This is a genomic window from Streptomyces sp. HUAS MS02, assembly GCF_055702265.1.
Window position 1 is genome coordinate 1,934,218 of the sequence record NZ_CM146747.1, and the last position, 15,486, is coordinate 1,949,703.

10 protein-coding genes are annotated in these 15,486 nt (G+C 69.6%); 1 reads left to right on the forward strand and 9 read right to left on the reverse strand.

Annotated features, from left to right (window positions below; genetic code table 11):
* Positions 1-62 precede the first annotated feature (62 nt).
* Positions 63-1,568 (reverse strand): hypothetical protein, encoded by a 1,506-nt coding sequence (locus tag ACZ9QC_RS08325; protein WP_472919560.1) that lies wholly within the window; start codon positions 1,566-1,568, stop codon positions 63-65.
* 646 nt (positions 1,569-2,214) lie between these two features.
* Here ACZ9QC_RS08325 and ACZ9QC_RS08330 point away from each other — a divergent pair.
* Positions 2,215-3,180, forward strand: coding sequence for an alpha/beta hydrolase (locus tag ACZ9QC_RS08330; RefSeq protein WP_472919561.1), 966 nt, complete (start codon positions 2,215-2,217; stop codon positions 3,178-3,180).
* Between the two features lie 22 nt (positions 3,181-3,202).
* On the opposite strand, the gene fxsT is transcribed toward ACZ9QC_RS08330, so the two are convergent.
* The 8 genes from fxsT to ACZ9QC_RS08370 all read right to left on the reverse strand — a co-directional run bounded on the left by fxsT (position 3,203) and on the right by ACZ9QC_RS08370 (position 15,284).
* Positions 3,203-7,192 carry an FxSxx-COOH system tetratricopeptide repeat protein gene (fxsT, locus tag ACZ9QC_RS08335; protein ID WP_472919562.1) on the reverse strand — a complete coding sequence of 1,330 codons (3,990 nt, stop codon included), beginning with the start codon at positions 7,190-7,192 and terminating at the stop codon, positions 3,203-3,205.
* Entirely contained in the window at positions 7,189-8,529 is a 1,341-nt protein-coding gene (gene fsxC, locus ACZ9QC_RS08340; protein ID WP_472919563.1) for an FxsC protein, read from the reverse strand. Before fsxC ends, fxsT begins: the two co-directional genes overlap by 4 nt.
* Positions 8,530-8,533: 4 nt before the next feature.
* Positions 8,534-9,127 (reverse strand): TIR-like protein FxsC, encoded by a 594-nt coding sequence (locus ACZ9QC_RS08345; protein WP_472919564.1) that lies wholly within the window; start codon positions 9,125-9,127, stop codon positions 8,534-8,536.
* 244 nt (positions 9,128-9,371) lie between these two features.
* On the reverse strand, positions 9,372-11,888 hold the full coding sequence (locus ACZ9QC_RS08350; RefSeq protein ID WP_472921633.1) for an FxsB family cyclophane-forming radical SAM/SPASM peptide maturase: 2,517 nt from the start codon (positions 11,886-11,888) through the stop codon (positions 9,372-9,374).
* Positions 11,889-11,927: 39 nt separating this feature from the next.
* Positions 11,928-12,083, reverse strand: coding sequence for an FxSxx-COOH cyclophane-containing RiPP peptide (fxsA, locus tag ACZ9QC_RS08355; RefSeq protein WP_472919565.1), 156 nt, complete (start codon positions 12,081-12,083; stop codon positions 11,928-11,930).
* Between the two features lie 195 nt (positions 12,084-12,278).
* Positions 12,279-13,178: an ATP-binding cassette domain-containing protein gene (locus ACZ9QC_RS08360; protein WP_472919566.1), complete on the reverse strand. Its 900-nt coding sequence runs from the start codon at positions 13,176-13,178 to the stop codon at positions 12,279-12,281.
* Between the two features lie 5 nt (positions 13,179-13,183).
* Positions 13,184-14,260 (reverse strand): ABC transporter permease, encoded by a 1,077-nt coding sequence (locus tag ACZ9QC_RS08365; RefSeq protein ID WP_230213363.1) that lies wholly within the window; start codon positions 14,258-14,260, stop codon positions 13,184-13,186.
* Positions 14,261-14,267: 7 nt separating this feature from the next.
* On the reverse strand, positions 14,268-15,284 hold the full coding sequence (locus ACZ9QC_RS08370) for a sugar ABC transporter substrate-binding protein (RefSeq protein WP_472919567.1): 1,017 nt from the start codon (positions 15,282-15,284) through the stop codon (positions 14,268-14,270).
* Positions 15,285-15,486 lie beyond the last annotated feature (202 nt).

The window sequence follows — 15,486 nt, forward strand, 5'->3', positions numbered from 1 at the left end:
GTAACGAAGCACTACTAGACCCTGACCGAGACCCGTCTTCGACACGGCCAGGGACGGCTTCGTCACGGGCGCCGTGGCCAGGACCCCGTGAGCGCCCGGCCTCCCGCCGGCGCCACGTGCAGCCGGAACCCCGCGACCTCGTGCGCCGGCCACCCCCGCGCGTACTCGGGCGGCCCGCCGCCCGGTGCGACGAGCGCCGCCACGGGCATGCGGTCGGCGGTGCGCAGGATGCCGCCTCGGGTGATGTTGGCGTTGTTGCCGCTGGTGTGGCCGGAGGAGCAGCCCGCGTAGTAGGCGATGGGGATGGCGTAGTCGCCGGTCAGCAGACACGGCGGCCGTACACCGAGGCGCCGCAGTTCGGCGGCGACACGGTCCCAGTCGCGGTGGAAGGCCGTGGTGCGGGTGACCGTGCGCTCCAGCACCGCGTACTGCACCGCCAGGTGCCCGACGAGCCCGAGGGCCACCACGGCCCCCGCGACCGGTCGCCAGGCCCCGCCCGGCCCTCTGACGAGATCCCACAGCGCGTCGGCGACCGGGATCGCCAGCAGGGCGTACGTGGGCAGCAGGAAGCGGGGGGCGGCGTACCCGATCAGGAACAGGTACGGAACGGCGGCCGTGGCGGCGCAGACCAGCGGGACCGCCGTGGGCGTCGCCCGTCCGGCCCGGACCGCGACGGCCAGGCCGAGAGCGGCCAGCAGCGGCAGGACGAACCACCAGGCGATGACCGCGGGGTGCGGCAGGTCACCGGTGCACGGCCGGCACAGCGTACGGCCCACCAGGCTGCGCACCTGGTCGTCGACGGCGATGTTCCAGCCCAGCCCGCCCTGGATCCGTGACGCGTCGGCCAGCCGCCGGGCGGGCCCGCCGAACTGGGCGTACGCCTCCACGACCCACGCGAGCACCCCGGTGGCGAGGCCGGCCGCCATCACCCCCAGGAGCCGCGGCCGCCGCCACCGCCGTACGAGGACCAGCAGCGTGAACAGCGGGAGGGTCACCCACACGGTGTCGGTGGGCCGCATCCACGCCATCAGGGCCGTGGCCGCGCCCGCGCCCCACAACGCCGCCCGGTCCTCCGGATCGTTCCGCGCCCGCAGGAAGCACCCCACGCAGCCGAGCGCGCCGATCGCGACCCAGTGGTTGGGCATGGCCTGCGGCCCGTAGAAGAGGGTCACCCACAGGGAGGCGAACAGCGCCCCGGCGAGCGCCAGCGCACGCGGCGGGAAGAGTCCTCGCCAGGCGCGCAGGGCGAGGTAGAGCCCCACCCCCGACAGCACCGCCAGATACACCCTCAGCACCACGGTGGACGAGGTCCAGACGACCACCGGTGCCACCAGCAACGGCACGCCTCGCGTGCGCGGGGCGCTGAAGAACGCCGCCGGCGCGTGCGGGCTGACCTGGCTGACGTACACCGTCTCGTCCCACCCGAGCCCCATCCCCGGTGGTACGAGCAGGAGTTGGGCCAGTGTGAAGGCTCCGGCGACCACGGCGACGGGGCCGGGCCTCGACGGCGCGGCCGCCCGGACGGCTACGGGCGCGACGACCGGAGCGGCATTCGAACTCATGCGCATGGACCCATCCCGGGGCGACACCGACAGACCTCTTACCCGACAAATGCATTTAAGGGGACAAAAGGATGTGCCGCCCGCCACGGCCCGGCGCCCCGGCGCACGTCCCGTGGTCCGCCCTCACCCACCCGGCGCAATGGGCCCGCCCCGCGCACGCCGTCAGCGATATGACGGCCGCTCAGCGCGTCACTGCGGCTACCACCGGCTCACCCCGGGATTCTTCGCACAGTTCCGGGTACCCGTCCCCCATCCGGAACGGGTCGTGGACGCGGTACCGGACCACGCCCGTGACACCCGCTCTTTCGGTGCGGGCAGTGAGACGCACCACTTCCCGGAACGTCAGCGTCCGTACTGCTCCTTACGGGTGGTCGCTCCTTCACCCAGGTGCGGGGGGCGGACAGGACCTCGGGAGCACGGTGAGGAGGCATACCCCATGACCCACTCGGTCATCACGAATTCCTCCCTCGTCCGGCGACCCGTGTCCCGGTGCACTACCTTGGGCCGTGCCCAGCCGGGCGGCCCACGTTTACCCAATTCTTGCCACATGAAGCCAGAACGGCTGAGCAGCTACTAGGAGCGGGGCTTCCCATGCGTAATGCTGGGAGGTCCCGCGCTTCACTCCACAGCCGCTGGCACGGGAGGGCATCGGGTGGTTAAGACAGTGAAGACGCCGACCGGCGGACGGACGATCGCCTACGAGACCTGGGGCGATCCCGACGCACACCCGGTGTTTCTGCTGCACGGAACTCCCGGAAGCCGACTCGGGCCCCGACTGCGCACGTTCGACCTGCACAAGCTCGGGGTGCGCCTCATCGCGTACGACCGGCCGGGGTACGGCGGTTCCGACCGTCATGAGCGTCGCAGAGTGGTCGACGCCGCCGAGGACGTCGCCGTCATCGCCGAGGATCTGGATCTCAAGAAGTACTCGGTGGTGGGCAGATCGGGCGGCGCTCCCCATGCCCTGGCCTGCGCGGCACGGAACATCGGCAGCCAGGTGGCGAGTGTCGCCGCGTTGGTCTCGCTCGCTCCGCCGAAGCCCGACAGCGAGGACGACAGCCCGGGCGACGCCGCCACCGACGGACTCGACTGGCCCGAGTGGCACAAGGAGATGTCCGAGTCCAATGTGTCGACCTACGAACTGCTGCGGCGCCACGCACCCGATGTGACCGAGCTGGGTGCGCTGCTGGCCCGCAACGCCGAGACCATCCGGCGCGACCCCACCGTGTTCCTCGCGTCGCTCCGCGGCGAGATGCCGAGCGTGGACCGGGTGATCGTCGAGGACGCCGGGATCCGCCAGGCCCTGCTCAGGAACTACCTGTCGGCGGTGGGCGAGGGGGAGGCTGTCGACCCCCGCGCGCCGATGGGCTGGGTGGACGACCTGGTCGCGTTCCGGCGGCCCTGGGGATTCGATCTCAAGGACGTCGACGGTTCCGTGCCCGTGATGCTGTGGCACGGCGAACACGACATCTTCGCCCCGGTCGCCCATTTCCGCTGGCTGACCAAGAAGATCCCCTCGGCCATGCCCAAACTGCAGCCCTCCGCGGCGCACTTCGCGGCGCTGCCCGCCCTGCCCCAGGTGCTGGCCTGGGCCCGGGACGAGGCCGGGCCCTCCTAGCGCCGGTCGCCCGCCCCGCGGATCAGATCGGGTGCGGCTCCAGGTCGAGACAGCTGAGTTTCCAGTCCTTCAGGGCCACCACACGGGGATGGTCCCTGCCGATGCGCTTGCTCAGCGCGGCCAGCGCGTCGTGATGGGTGGTGCGGGCCTCCTCCGCCCGGCCCAGATGGCTGAGGACGACGGCGAGGTTCCCGGCACAGGTCAAGGTCGACGGGTGCAGCGGGTCGAGAACCTCCCTGAGCATCTCGAACGACCCGACGCTGATTCTGCGGGCCTCGTCCCAGCTGCCGAGCGCCGCCTCCGCGACGGCCAGGTTCGCGTGGCAGATGAGCGCGAACGGGTGGTCCGCGCCGTTGAGTTCGGTGAACCTGGCCTGGGCCTCGCGGAGCAACTCCCGTGCCTCGGTGGCGGCTTCCGGGTGGATGGACCCGATGTCGTGCAGGAGCAGCACCGCGTGGTTGACCGAGCAGGCCACCGTGTGGGAGTGCCCTTCCCCCAGCGTGTCCCTCAGGTTCTCCTGCACCCTGCGGATCAGGTCGAGTCCTTCGTCGACCCGGCCCTGGGCGGCCATGTCACCGGCCAGGCTCATCTCCAGCAGCAGTTCCTCCGAGGTCGACTTCTCACCGTCCGGTGTGCTTCTGAGCACGTGCCGTACGAGCTCCTCGGCCTCCGCCGCCCGGCCCGCCCTGCGCAGGGAACCGGCCAGCCCCTTGGCCGTGTTCAGCACGGTCGGTGAGCCCTGGGTGAGGCGGGGATTGCGCAGACAGCGCTCGTAGGCGCGCCTGAGCAGCGCGACCGACTCGTCGTAGTCGCCGCAGTCACGCAGGTCACGGCCGAGGTTCACCGCCGACTCGATGGTCAGGGGGTGGTCGTGGAGCTGGATCGCCTCGCGGAGTTCCAGTGTTCTGCGGTCGAGATCGCGGGCCCGGTAGTAGTTGCCGGAGAGCCTCAGGGCTACCGCGAGGTTGTTGGCCGCGCTGAGCGTGCGCGCGTTGTCCTCGCCGTAGTTCTGGTCGTATCTGCGGTAGGTCTCCTCGTCGTACTGCAGGGCCTCGGTCAGCCGGCCCAGACCGCGCAGGTCGGCGGCGATGCTACTGGTGGTCATCAGGATGTGCTGGTCGTCGATGTCGTCCAGCACCTCCAGCTGCCGCTCCAGGACCTCCTGGTCCAGGGCGAGGGACTCCTCGTACTTGCCCTGGGCGCGCAGGATGTTGGCGATCTGGAAGCGCATGTGCAGCGTCCAGCGTTCGTCGGGCGACTCCTCCGCGGACCAGGCGGCCACCCGGCGCAGGCTGTAGTCCATGGCCTGGCTCAGCTCGCCCCGGCGGCGCAGCTGACGGACCCGGTCCACGTAGAGTTCCTTGATGCCCTCGTCGGGGGCCATCTCGGCCCAGGGGGTACCGAGGTGGGGCCAGATGATGCGGTACTTCTCCCAGGTGTTGGGGTTCTCCGGGTCGTCCCCGCTCGGCCGGGCGGCGATCAGCGAACGGTAGACCGCCTCCTGCGCGGCGTCGCGCTCCTCGGCGGTCATCTCCTCCCGCATCGCGCTCTGCATCATCCGGTGCACCGTCACGCTCCGGGCCTTGCGGTCCAGCGTGACCAGGGAGAACTTACTGAGTTCCTTGTAGGCGCGGGAGACCGTGCGCACCCCGCCCAGGGCGCGGGAGACCTCGTAGCCCTCCAGGAGATCCATGGAGATCTCCTCGGGGCTGTAGTACGAGCAGATCTGCAGCAGCTTCACCGCCGGCGGGAAGCTCTCCCGCAGCTGCCTCAGGCCGAACTCCCAGGTGTTGGTACCGGACTTGACGACGGCGCCCACCGAGTTGTCGTCGGGGGCTCCGGTGGCCTGCGGCTGGAGCTTCTTGATGTAGTCGCGTACGTCGGCCCGGGTCTGCTCGATGAAGGCCGCGGCCCGTTCGATCGCGATCGGCAGGTCGCCCAGGGCCTCCGCGATCTGGTCGGCCTCCGTCCAGCCGCAGTCGGGCAGCCTGCTGTGCAGGTGGGCGATGCTCTCGTTCCGCTCGAACACCGGGATGTCCACGGTGTCCACGAACCGTCCCCAGCCCTCGGCCCGCTGGCTGGTGACCAGGATGTGGCCGCTGCGGCCGTCCATCATGTACTCGGGCAGGTGGTCCGCCTCCGGGACGTTGTCCAGGATCAGCAGCCAACTGTCGTACCGGTCACCGTGGTTGAGGGCCTCGTACACCATCTTGGCCGTGTCGGTGGGGTTGGTGCGCGCGGGCAGGCCCAGCGCCTCGGCCATACCCGCGTACTGCTCGACGGCCAGGATCTTCTGCTCGGCCTGGATGTGCCAGACCACGTCGTAGTCGCTCTTGTAGCGGTGGGCGAACTCCTGGGCCAGCAGGGTCTTTCCCACCCCGCCCATGCCCTTCAGCACCAGCGCCCGGGTGTCGTCCTTCCAGAGCTTCTCCCGGATGCCCTCCAGGAGTTCCGTACGGCCGGTGAACGACGACGTGCGCAGGGGGACGCCGAAGACCGAGGGCTCGGTCTTCGGGAACCGGGGCAGTTTCGGCTCGTCGCCGGTGAAGTGGCTGCGCGAGAGGGAGTCGGCGCTGCGGCCGAACCAGGTCAGCAGGGCGTCGCGGCCGGCCTCACCGTCGTCGCAGCCCGTCATGTCGGCGAGCTGCTCCGTGAAAGGGGCCTCCAGGGACACCTGGTCGTCGACCTGCATCGAGACCAGCTGGTGCGTGCGCCGGTCGCTCTCCGCGTAGACCGCCTCCCAGGTGGTGCGGAAACGGGACGACCTGAGGTACGCCTCGGAGAAGATGACCAGGGTGTGCGAGGCCGACTCGACGCCCCGTTCGATCTCCTCCCGCACCTGCGAGCTCTCCGTGGTGCCTTCCTGCGCCAGGTGGACCTTGAAGCCCGCCTGCTCCAGCACCGCGCCCGCCCAGTTGGCCCAACTGCGGTCCTGCGGGACGAAGCTGACGTACACGTCGGAGATCCGCGGCGGGCGGTGGCGGGTGTACCGGTCGAGGGTCTTGTGACGCAGCGACTCGTCGATGCGGGGCATCGACTCGACCTGGCCGTCGGTGATGACCTCGGTGAGTCTCTCGTAGGCCGCGAGCAGGCTCTTGGGGTCCCCCGGCTTCTCCCTGAACGGGGCGAGGGTCTCCTCGTAGGAGTAGATGGGCCGGTAGGGGATCTCCACACTGCCCCAGTAGCTCTCCGGGTCCCGGTCGGGGATGTGCTTGCGCACGATACGGTCGAAGCGGTACTGGATCTGTCCCCGGGCGGCGTCGAGCCGGTCGGCCTCGGCGTTCTCCACCCGCATGGGCACGGGCAGGATCCGGATGTCCCGGTTGCCGTACAGCATTCCGTCGATGCGCTCGGCGACCCCGGCGGCGCCCTCGATGCTCTGGCTGCTCGGAGTGAAGCAGGTGACCACGGTGTGCGGCAGATTGACCGTGCAGATGTCGGAGATGTCGTTGAGCCCGGTGCGGCTGTCGATCAGGACGTAGTCGAAGTTCTCGACGAACTCGCGCTTGAGCCCTTCCAGGAACCTGGTGGCCAGGGGCCCGTCCATGAAGTCCTTCCAGTCGAACTGGGAGAACGCCGAGAGATAGCCCTTGTTCTTGGTGCCCGCCGGCATGTAGTAGAGCTGGCCGCCCGAGGGGAAGTTCCAGTCGACCTGGATGAGGCAGCTGTTGAGGGTGATCCCGTCGGCCGTCTCCAGGTCGGACGCGCTCGCGTAGTCGGAACCCAGCTCGAACTGCGGGAAGGTCTCGCCCCTGCTCTGCATCGAGCGCGCGAACTGGGTGGATCTGCTGACCAGTTCGAGCACGCCCGGCGTGGTCCGCAGCTGACTCTCACTCAGGAAGGGGTGCAGGAAACGGTCCAGACCGGGGGCGTCGAGGTCCCAGTCGACCACCAGGACGCGATTGCCCGCGGAGGAGAGGATCCAGGCCGTGTTGGCGAGCGCCATCGTCCGCCCCGTACCACCCTTGTACGAGTAGAACGTGATGATCCTGCGCGCGTCCTCGCCGGTCATGGCCTGCCCTCCACGCGACTGCCGTCGCTCGATGCCCCGTCGCCCCGGCCGGTGTCGGGCCGTCGGGGCAGGTCCGCACCGGTTTCCGAGATGCCCCGGGGAGCAGTGTCACCCCGGGGTAATTGTGAGTGAATGTACCGCAAGTACCGGATCTTGGTTGCCTCGGCCAGTTCGCCGAACCACCGGGTGAAGACATCCGCCCCGGCCAGCCCTCGTACCGCTTCCTGCTCCCCCACCCGGCCCTCGCTGATGAACCGGGGGAAGTTGGCCGCCAGCAGCCCGCGCAGCCGGTCGGACTGCTCCTTCGTCTGGAGGTCGTCCCCCGCCAGAGTACTCAGCACCGCGGTCCACGGACGCCGGGCCCGGTCGAACTCCCTTGCCTCGCGCGCCATTTGGGAGTTCTCCAGCGCCCAGGGGTCCACCACCAGGATCCATGGGGCGGTGGGGAGTTCGGTGTCCCGCAGCTCCGTCTGGAATTTGTCGAAGGGCTTCACGGTGGGCTCGAAGCCCAGGTTGCGGGCCAGCGCCTCCAGCAGTTCGACCAGCGGTCCCACGGCCGGGCCGTAGGGGCGCCAGTCGTCCACCCGCGGACCGTAACGCGTGCTGTCGCGGCCGACCGGTAATCCCCCCTCGGTCGGGGCGAGCACGGTGATGTGCAGCGGAGAGGCGAAGGGCGGATCGGCGAAGGCGTCGTCCAGGCCCGCCAGCGTCTCCGGCTGCGGCGCCCTCCCCGCGCCGCCCGCCGGCCGCGGCCGGGTGGGCCCCGTGGCCGCCAGGTCGACGATGCGCTGGGCCAGCCAGTCGGTCACCTGGGCGACCTGGGCGGAGACCCGGTCCGCCGCGCCCTCGTCCTCCGGGTCCGGCCGTTCGGACAGGTCGAGCACCTGGTCGAGCAGCCGGTGCAGCCCCATGGACGCGTAGTTCTCGGCGGCCTCGCCGATGCCGTCCGGCACCTGCGGGTACTGCTCCTTGACCTTCTTCGGCAGCGACGTGGGCGAGTACGGCGTCCACAGCACCGGCACGATGCTCGGCCGGTCCTCCGGGGTGGCCCCCTGGGTGACGGCGGTCCACTGCCGGCCGCACTGGGGGTTGCTGAAGTACCGCTTGGAGTAGAGCGGAACGAAGACCTGGCAGTCGAGCAGCGCCTGGACCGACTTCTCCCCCGGCGTCCCCGGCCGTTCGACGAAACCGGCCTCCTCCCGCGTCACTCTCGCGCGCCGCGCCACGTTGCCGCACAGTTCGTCGAAGAACTGGAAGACCAGACGATTCGGATCCTGTGCGGCGTCCCGGTGCCGGGGAACAGGAACCCGCGCATAGCTCATGAAGAACATCGGCATCCTGCTACTCCCCCTCGAAGACGTTCCGGAGGTCTTTGAACAGCTCCGTGTCGCACGGTTCAAGGCTGGTCTGCTGGGCCACCTTGACGATCATCTGGGCGAGCGCCCACACAGAGCTGCGGTACTTGGCGTGGCGGCCCGCCTGCTTCAGTCCGTAGAGGCCCGACTGCAGGTAATCCTTACCCAGATCGGGGTGGGCGTACTGCACCTTCGCCGCCACCGGCGGCAGTGTCAGATGCTGCTGCCCCACCCAGAGGACGGGAATGATCGCGTTGCCCGTGTACGGCCGGGTGCGAAGCTGTTCCTCCTGACGCCGGGCGAAGGCGTCCCATTCCTTTCCGCACCATTCCCTCTTGAAGTACCGGCTGTTGTAGATGGGAACGAAGACCCGGCAGGTGGCCAGGGCGTGTTTGAGTCTGCCCTGCCAGTCCTCGCCGAGGTCGATGCTCTGGTCGAGGAATCCGGGCGATTCCTCGCCGTCGTGATCCGTCAGCTGCATGATGTCGCTGCATAAATGGGCGTGGAACTGCTCCAGAGCCACGTCCGACGGGTCTTTCTTCGTCCTCGTGCCCGTTATCGGCAACCGTGCGTAACTCATGAAGAAAACGTACGGATCGGAGGAAACCGACGCCGGTGTCACCTGAGAAGCCGGATGAATCATGGACTCGCCTTTCCCCTCCCCCGTCGCCCACCTCGGGTCTCCCCATCCCGAGCATCACAGCTGAATCTCCTCCAGGATCCATTGGAACGCGAAACCCACTGTGGGTGCCAGGGGTCGACCCGAGCAAGTTGTACCGGACACCCGTGCCAAACCCGTGCCGAAAAGGGGAGTTGACCGGAGATCAGACCGCGATCGGACCGGTTTCGGCCACTCCGCCCAAGCTCTCGGCCTCACCCCGTAGCCCGCGTACGAAGCGGTGTCCCAGGGCGGTCAGGGAGCCGGTTCCGGCCACCGTGTCGAGGGCGTCCAGCACCGCCGTGCGCCACTTGTCCGCCTCGACGCGGGAGCGTTCGTACAGGGCCGGGCCGACCCCGGCCGCACCGCGGCGGACCCTGAGTCGCCAGATGTCGGCGACCGCGAGGTGGGCGTACGCGCCCTGCACGATGGCGTCCAGGGGCCGGGCGTCGGGGCGCCACAGCACGCGGTAGCGGCGGTCGTCGAGACCGTCGAGCAGGTCGAACATGTCGAGCATCGCGCCCAGTTTGACGTGCTGGTACTCGTGGACGATCAACATGGCCAGATCCTCGGCCGAGCGGGGCAGCGCGATGCCGACCGCCCCGAAGGCGTGCCGGGAGGTGGCGCTGACGTCATCGCCGGACGCCGCGGGCGCAAGCGGGGTCACCGTGGTCAGGCCTGCGGCGATCCCCTGCGCGTACTCGGGGTACTCGGTCCTGATCAACTGCCAGGCCTCCCCGAACATCGTCTCCCACCGTCGGAATTCGGCCTCGGACAGCCGGGGCAGGGGCTGGTAGCCGTAGCAGTCGCGGGAGGGGTCGAGGTCGTCGAGGGCCACTTCCAGCCCGTCGGCGGACAGATGGCGCAGGGGCTGCCAGCGCATGCCGTCGGGGGGCAGTTCCTGGCCCAGGGTCCGTCCTTCGACGGTGAGCGCGGTGTCGGCGGCCGTCACGGTGAGCGTCCCGGAAGCGCGACGACGGCTGTCGGCACCCAGCGACAGCCGTCCCAGGCCGGGAAGATGGATCGCCGCCCCCTCGGGCTCGTGCCGCAGCGGGACGGACAGGGTCAGCCGACCGCCGGCGCGTGCGACGGCCGACAGCGCGGCCTCCGCCGGCCGCCCCTCGGCCCGCCGGCGCACCGGCTGCCCGCACGCGAGGGCCCACACGCGCAGGTACGGATCGGCCAGCAGGACGTCCAGCGCGGCGGCGGGCAGGGCCAGGATCGCCTCCCAGCCGGGTCCCGAGTCGACCGGATCGCCGATTCCCGAGCCCGCGCCCGCAGCCGAAGCCACACCCGTACCCGCACCCGCACCCGAAGCCGCCGGAGTCGGCCCGGCGGTCAGTCCCGGGCCGGAGCGGGGGCCGGGGACCGGCCCTCGGCCGGGCGCCAGGGCCCGGCCCGGACCCGGACCCTGGGTGTCCGCGCGGCGGGCCGCCGCCAGCAGTGCCCTGCGCTGGCTGTTCTGGGCCGCCGCGAGGGAGCGGACGGCCGCCGCGCTGCCGTATCCGGCGGCCAGTTCGTCGAAGTGGGTCCAGGACAGGCCGTGCCAGCCGTGGCGGACGTCGGCGTCGTTGCGCTCCGTGGCCTGGACGTACTCGATGATCTTCAGCAGGTCGGCACAGTAGACGGAGGGGTTGTCGAACCCGTTGGAGGCGCGGTGGCGGTGTCCGTAGAGGCCGCCGCCGCAGACCGAGACGACGGGGCAGGCGCGGCACTGTGCGCTCAGTCCGTCCAGTCCGGCGCGGCGGGCCTGGATGCCCCGGTGCTCGGCGGCGTCCTCCAGGCGGTGGGTGGCGAGGTGCATGCCGGTCGCCGGGGCTCCCGGGTAGGCCGTCTTCAGCCAGTCCGCCTGTTCGAGGGCACCGTCGGTCTCGATCACGAGCAGGTCCGAACTGCCCAGTCCCAGTGCCTCGGTGAGGCTGCCACGGCCCCGGGTCAGCCGGCCGATGGACTCGAACATGCGGATGCGCATCGGCATGCCGTCGGCGGTCCACTCCTTGTGCACGGCGATCAGCCAGTCCGCGTAGTCGGTCTCGCCGCCGGGGCGGGGTGGCGGGAACTCCCAGGTGGCGTGCGGCAGCAGGAAGTCGACGGCGGGCGGGCGGAGTTCGGCCAGCGCCCGGTACACCTCCACCGGGTCGTTCTCGACGTCGATGGTGCAGAGCAGTCCGCCGAAGGCGGCTCGATGGGGAGGTGCGCCGAGGAGACGTACCGCGCGGACCGTGTCACGGTAGGAGCCGGAGCCGTCCCGTCTGATCCGGTGGCGGTCGTTGGACGCCTCGTCGCCGTCGAGCGAGATGCTGGTGACGATGGACTCGTCGACGAGCATCGCGCAGAACTCGTCGTCCAGGCGGAGGCCGTTGGTCTGCATGCGCAGGTCGAGTTCGGCCACGCCGTGCAGCGCAGAGCGGAGCGAGCGGGCGAAGCCGCGCAGCCGTTCCCGGCCTGCGAGCAGGGGCTCACCGCCGTGCAGGACGACGTGTACCCGGGTGAGGCGGTGCGCGGCCGCGTGTTCGGCGATCCGCCCGGCCGCAAGGCGGAACGTTTCGTCGGACATCGTCACCGGACGCCCGCGCCAGCTCTGGTCGGCGTGCTGGTAGACGTAGCAGTGGTCACAGGCCAGATCGCAACGGCTGTGCACCTTGATCACAAACTGGCGGAAGGGCCGCGCCGCCACCGTCACCGTCACCGGTACGATTCCTCGTCGTTCCGGCCAGGCCGGTCAGAGCGACGACTGGAAGGCGGCCACCGGCTCTCCGCCACCTGCGAGCATCCTTGCCATGGCGGACTCCTGCGCGGACTCGGGCACCTCGTCCAGCGAGGTGTCGTGCAGGTCCCTGACCACGCTCTTGGCGAAGGGCTGCTCGTACTTGTTCATAGGCGTCGTCTCCTCGGGCGTACGGCTCCGGGCGGCACACCTCATAGTGACGGCCCGGTAACCGAACAGCAAGGCGATCGCAAGCCAAGTCCGCTGACCGGCGGGAAGTCGTTCGCCGACCGGCGAGGGGGCCTTCGCGAGAGGCGCCCTCGCCGTGTCGTCGGCCGCGTGGCCGCTCACGAGGAGCAGCCGGGGTCAGGCGGCCCCGTCCTTCGAGGAGACCACGGGTGCGGTGAGGTCGTCCTCCTCGGGGAGTTCTTCGACGTCGACGCCGCGGACTTGGGCCAGCTCGTGCTTGAGCGCGGCCAGTTCGGTGCCGCCGGCCATGTGGTTGGTGAGTTCTTCGAGGCTGACCCGGTCGCGGGGGGCGCTCAGTTCGAGGGTGCCCAGGCGCAGGACGCTGAAGTGGTCGCCCACCATGTAGGCGTGGTGGGGGTTGTGGGTGATGAAGATGACGCCGAGGCCGCGGTCGCGGGCGGCGGCGATGTACTTCAGGACCACGCCGGACTGCTTGACCCCGAGCGCGGCGGTGGGCTCGTCGAGGATGAGGACGCGGGCGCCGAAGTAGACGGCGCGGGCGATGGCCACGCACTGGCGCTGGCCGCCGGAGAGGGTGCCGATGGGCTGGTCGAGGTCGTCCAGGACGATGCCCATGTTCCGCAGTTCCTCGTCCGCGGTCTTCTTCATCTTCTCGATGTCGAGGCGGCGGATCGGCCAGGGGCCCTTGGTGAACTCGGAGCCGAGGAAGAAGTTGCGCCAGACCGGCATCAGGGGCACGGTCGCCAGATCCTGGTAGACGGTGGCGATGCCGGCGTCCAGGGCCTCGCGCGGGGTGGTGAACCGCACCGGGTTCCCGTCGACGAGGACCTCGCCCTCGGTGTGCTGGTGCAGACCGGAGATGATCTTGATCAGGGTGGACTTGCCGGCGCCGTTGTCGCCCAGCACGCAGGTGACGCGGCCGGGGTGGACGGCGAGGTTCACCCCGTGCAGGGCGCGGACGTTGCCGTAGGCCTTGCCGGTGTCGCGCAGTTCGACCACGGGCGCCTGGTCGTCGGCCGCCGCTTCGGGGTTGCTGGTGGTGTTGCTGGTGGTCATGGGGTTCACCTCCGGGTGGCCTGGGCGCGGACCCACAAGTTGACGAGGGCGGCGATCAGGAGCATCACGCCGAGGAAGGCCTTGAACCAGTCGGGGTTCCAGTTGGCGTAGACGATGCCCTGGTTGACCATGCCGAAGATGAAGGCGCCGATGACCGGGCCGATCGCGGAGCCGTAGCCGCCGGTCAGCAGGCAGCCGCCGATCACCGCGGCGATGATGTAGAGGAACTCGTTGCCCACGCCCTCGTTGGACTGCACCGTGTTGAACGAGAACAGCAGGTGCATGCCGACGAACCAGGCGCCCGCGCCGACGCCCATGAACAGGGCGACCTTGGTGAAGTTCACGGGCACGCCGACGGCCCGCGCACTGTCCTTGTTGCCGCCGACGGCGAAGATCCAGTTGCCGAACTTGGTGCGCAGCAGCAGCCAGGTCGCGATGGCCGCGAAGACCAGCCAGTAGAAGATCGTGATCTTGAAGTCGACGCCGCCGATGGAGATCTCGGAGGCGAAGACGCTCTTGGCCTGGTCGAAGCCGTCCATGTCGGCGATCGAGTCGGAGGCCACGTTTCCGGTGAAGATCTTCGTCACCGCGAGGTTGGAGCCCTGGAGGATCAGGAACGAGCCCAGGGTGACCAGGAAGCTCGGCAGGCCCGTCCTGATCAGCAGCCAGCCGTTGAACGCGCCCACCGCCAGGGAGACGACCAGGGCGACGAGCACACCGGTCCACACGTTCACCGTCAGCTGGAAACTCAGGATCGCCGCAGTGAGGGCGGAGGTGGTGACCGCGACACCGGCGGACAGGTCGAACTCCCCGCCGATCATCAGCAGCGCCACCGGGAGCGCCATGATGCCCATCACCGAGGCCTGGTAGAGCACCGTCGCCAGCGAGCTCGCCTCACGGAAGGAGGGGGCGACGGCGAAGAAGAAGACGTACACACCGATCGCGGCGATCAGCGCGCCGACCTCGGGGCGGGCCAGCAGCCGCCGGCCCAGGGAACGCTGTGCGGTACGGCCGTCCTTCTGGGCGGCCGGCGGAGCCGGCGACGAGGAGGAACCCGTCGCCGGTGCCGTTGCGTGGGTCATGATCGGATCACCGAGTGCCCTTCGCGGCGAACTTGGCGATCTGGTCCACGTTGTCCTTGTCCACGAACGCCGGACCGGTCAGCACGGGAGCCTCGCCACCGCCGCTGTAGTTGCCGTTGTTCTTGTAGAGCCACAGCGAGTCCACGGCCAGGTAGCCCTGGAGGTAGGGCTGCTGGTCCACGGCGAACTCGATGTCACCGGCCTTGATCGCGTCCGTCAGCTCCTTGTTCAGGTCGAACGTCGCCACCTTGGCCTTGCTGCCCGCGTCGTCCACGGACTGCACGGAGGTCAGGGCGATCGGGGCGCCGAGCGTGACGACCTCGTCGATGGAGGTGTCCTGCTTGAGCTTCGCCGTGATGGTCGACTTCACCGACGGCATGTCCGTGCCGTTGACATAGAGGTTCTCGGTCTTGCCCTCGAACGTCTTCTTCACGCCGGCGCAGCGCGCCTCCAGGGAGACGTTGCCCTGCTCGTGGATGACACAGACCGCGTGCTTCGCGCCGGTCTCGTTGAGCTTCTTGCCGAAGGCCTCGCCCGAGACCTGCTCGTCCTGGCCGAAGAAGGAGAGCAGCCCCTGCTCCTGCCACACCTCCATACCGGAGTTGAGACCCACGACCGGGATGCCGGCCTTCTCCGCCTTGGCGATGACGTCCTTCATCGCGTCCGGCTTGGCGAGGGTGACGGCGATGCCGTCGACCTTCTGGTCGATGGCGTTCTGTACGAGGTTGGCCTGGTTGGCCGCGTTCGGGTCGTTCGAGTAGACGAGCTTGACGTTGTCCTTGTCGGCGGCCGTCTGGGCTCCCTTGCGGACAATGTCCCAGAAGGTGTCACCCTGCCCCGCGTGGGTCACCATCGCGACCGTCATCCGGGGGGTGTCGGCCTTGCCCGCGGAGGCGTTCGACCCGCCCTCCTCGGCCTCCTTGCCGCCGGAGTCGCTGGAGCAGCCGGCTATCAGCAGCGCGGAGGCCGCGGCCATGGCGAAGAAGGGGGCCACTCTGCGCGAGCGGGAGTACGTGCGGTCCATCTTTCCTGCACCTCACTGTGCGACAGGGGGAAAGGGAACGGGACAGCGTCGGGCGGATGCCCGCGCGACGCCGGACGTTCGAAGTCCGGATCATTGTGCCGGTAGGCCGTCTGCGCTGTTTCGTTGGGACGGGATACAAACCCCTGCCGGACCCCCCTGTCAAGACTTTGTTAAGACATCATTTCAGGAGCAGGTCAGGATG

Coding starts and splice junctions, on each gene's coding strand:
- ACZ9QC_RS08325 (WP_472919560.1), bottom strand. CDS start 1,568: ATGCGCATGAGTTCGAATGCCGCTCCGGTCGTCGCGCCCGTAGCCGTC.
- fxsT (WP_472919562.1), bottom strand. CDS start 7,192: ATGACCGGCGAGGACGCGCGCAGGATCATCACGTTCTACTCGTACAAG.
- fsxC (WP_472919563.1), bottom strand. CDS start 8,529: ATGCCGATGTTCTTCATGAGCTATGCGCGGGTTCCTGTTCCCCGGCAC.
- ACZ9QC_RS08345 (WP_472919564.1), bottom strand. CDS start 9,127: ATGAGTTACGCACGGTTGCCGATAACGGGCACGAGGACGAAGAAAGAC.
- fxsA (WP_472919565.1), bottom strand. CDS start 12,083: ATGAACAAGTACGAGCAGCCCTTCGCCAAGAGCGTGGTCAGGGACCTG.
- ACZ9QC_RS08360 (WP_472919566.1), bottom strand. CDS start 13,178: ATGACCACCAGCAACACCACCAGCAACCCCGAAGCGGCGGCCGACGAC.
- ACZ9QC_RS08365 (WP_230213363.1), bottom strand. CDS start 14,260: ATGACCCACGCAACGGCACCGGCGACGGGTTCCTCCTCGTCGCCGGCT.
- ACZ9QC_RS08370 (WP_472919567.1), bottom strand. CDS start 15,284: ATGGACCGCACGTACTCCCGCTCGCGCAGAGTGGCCCCCTTCTTCGCC.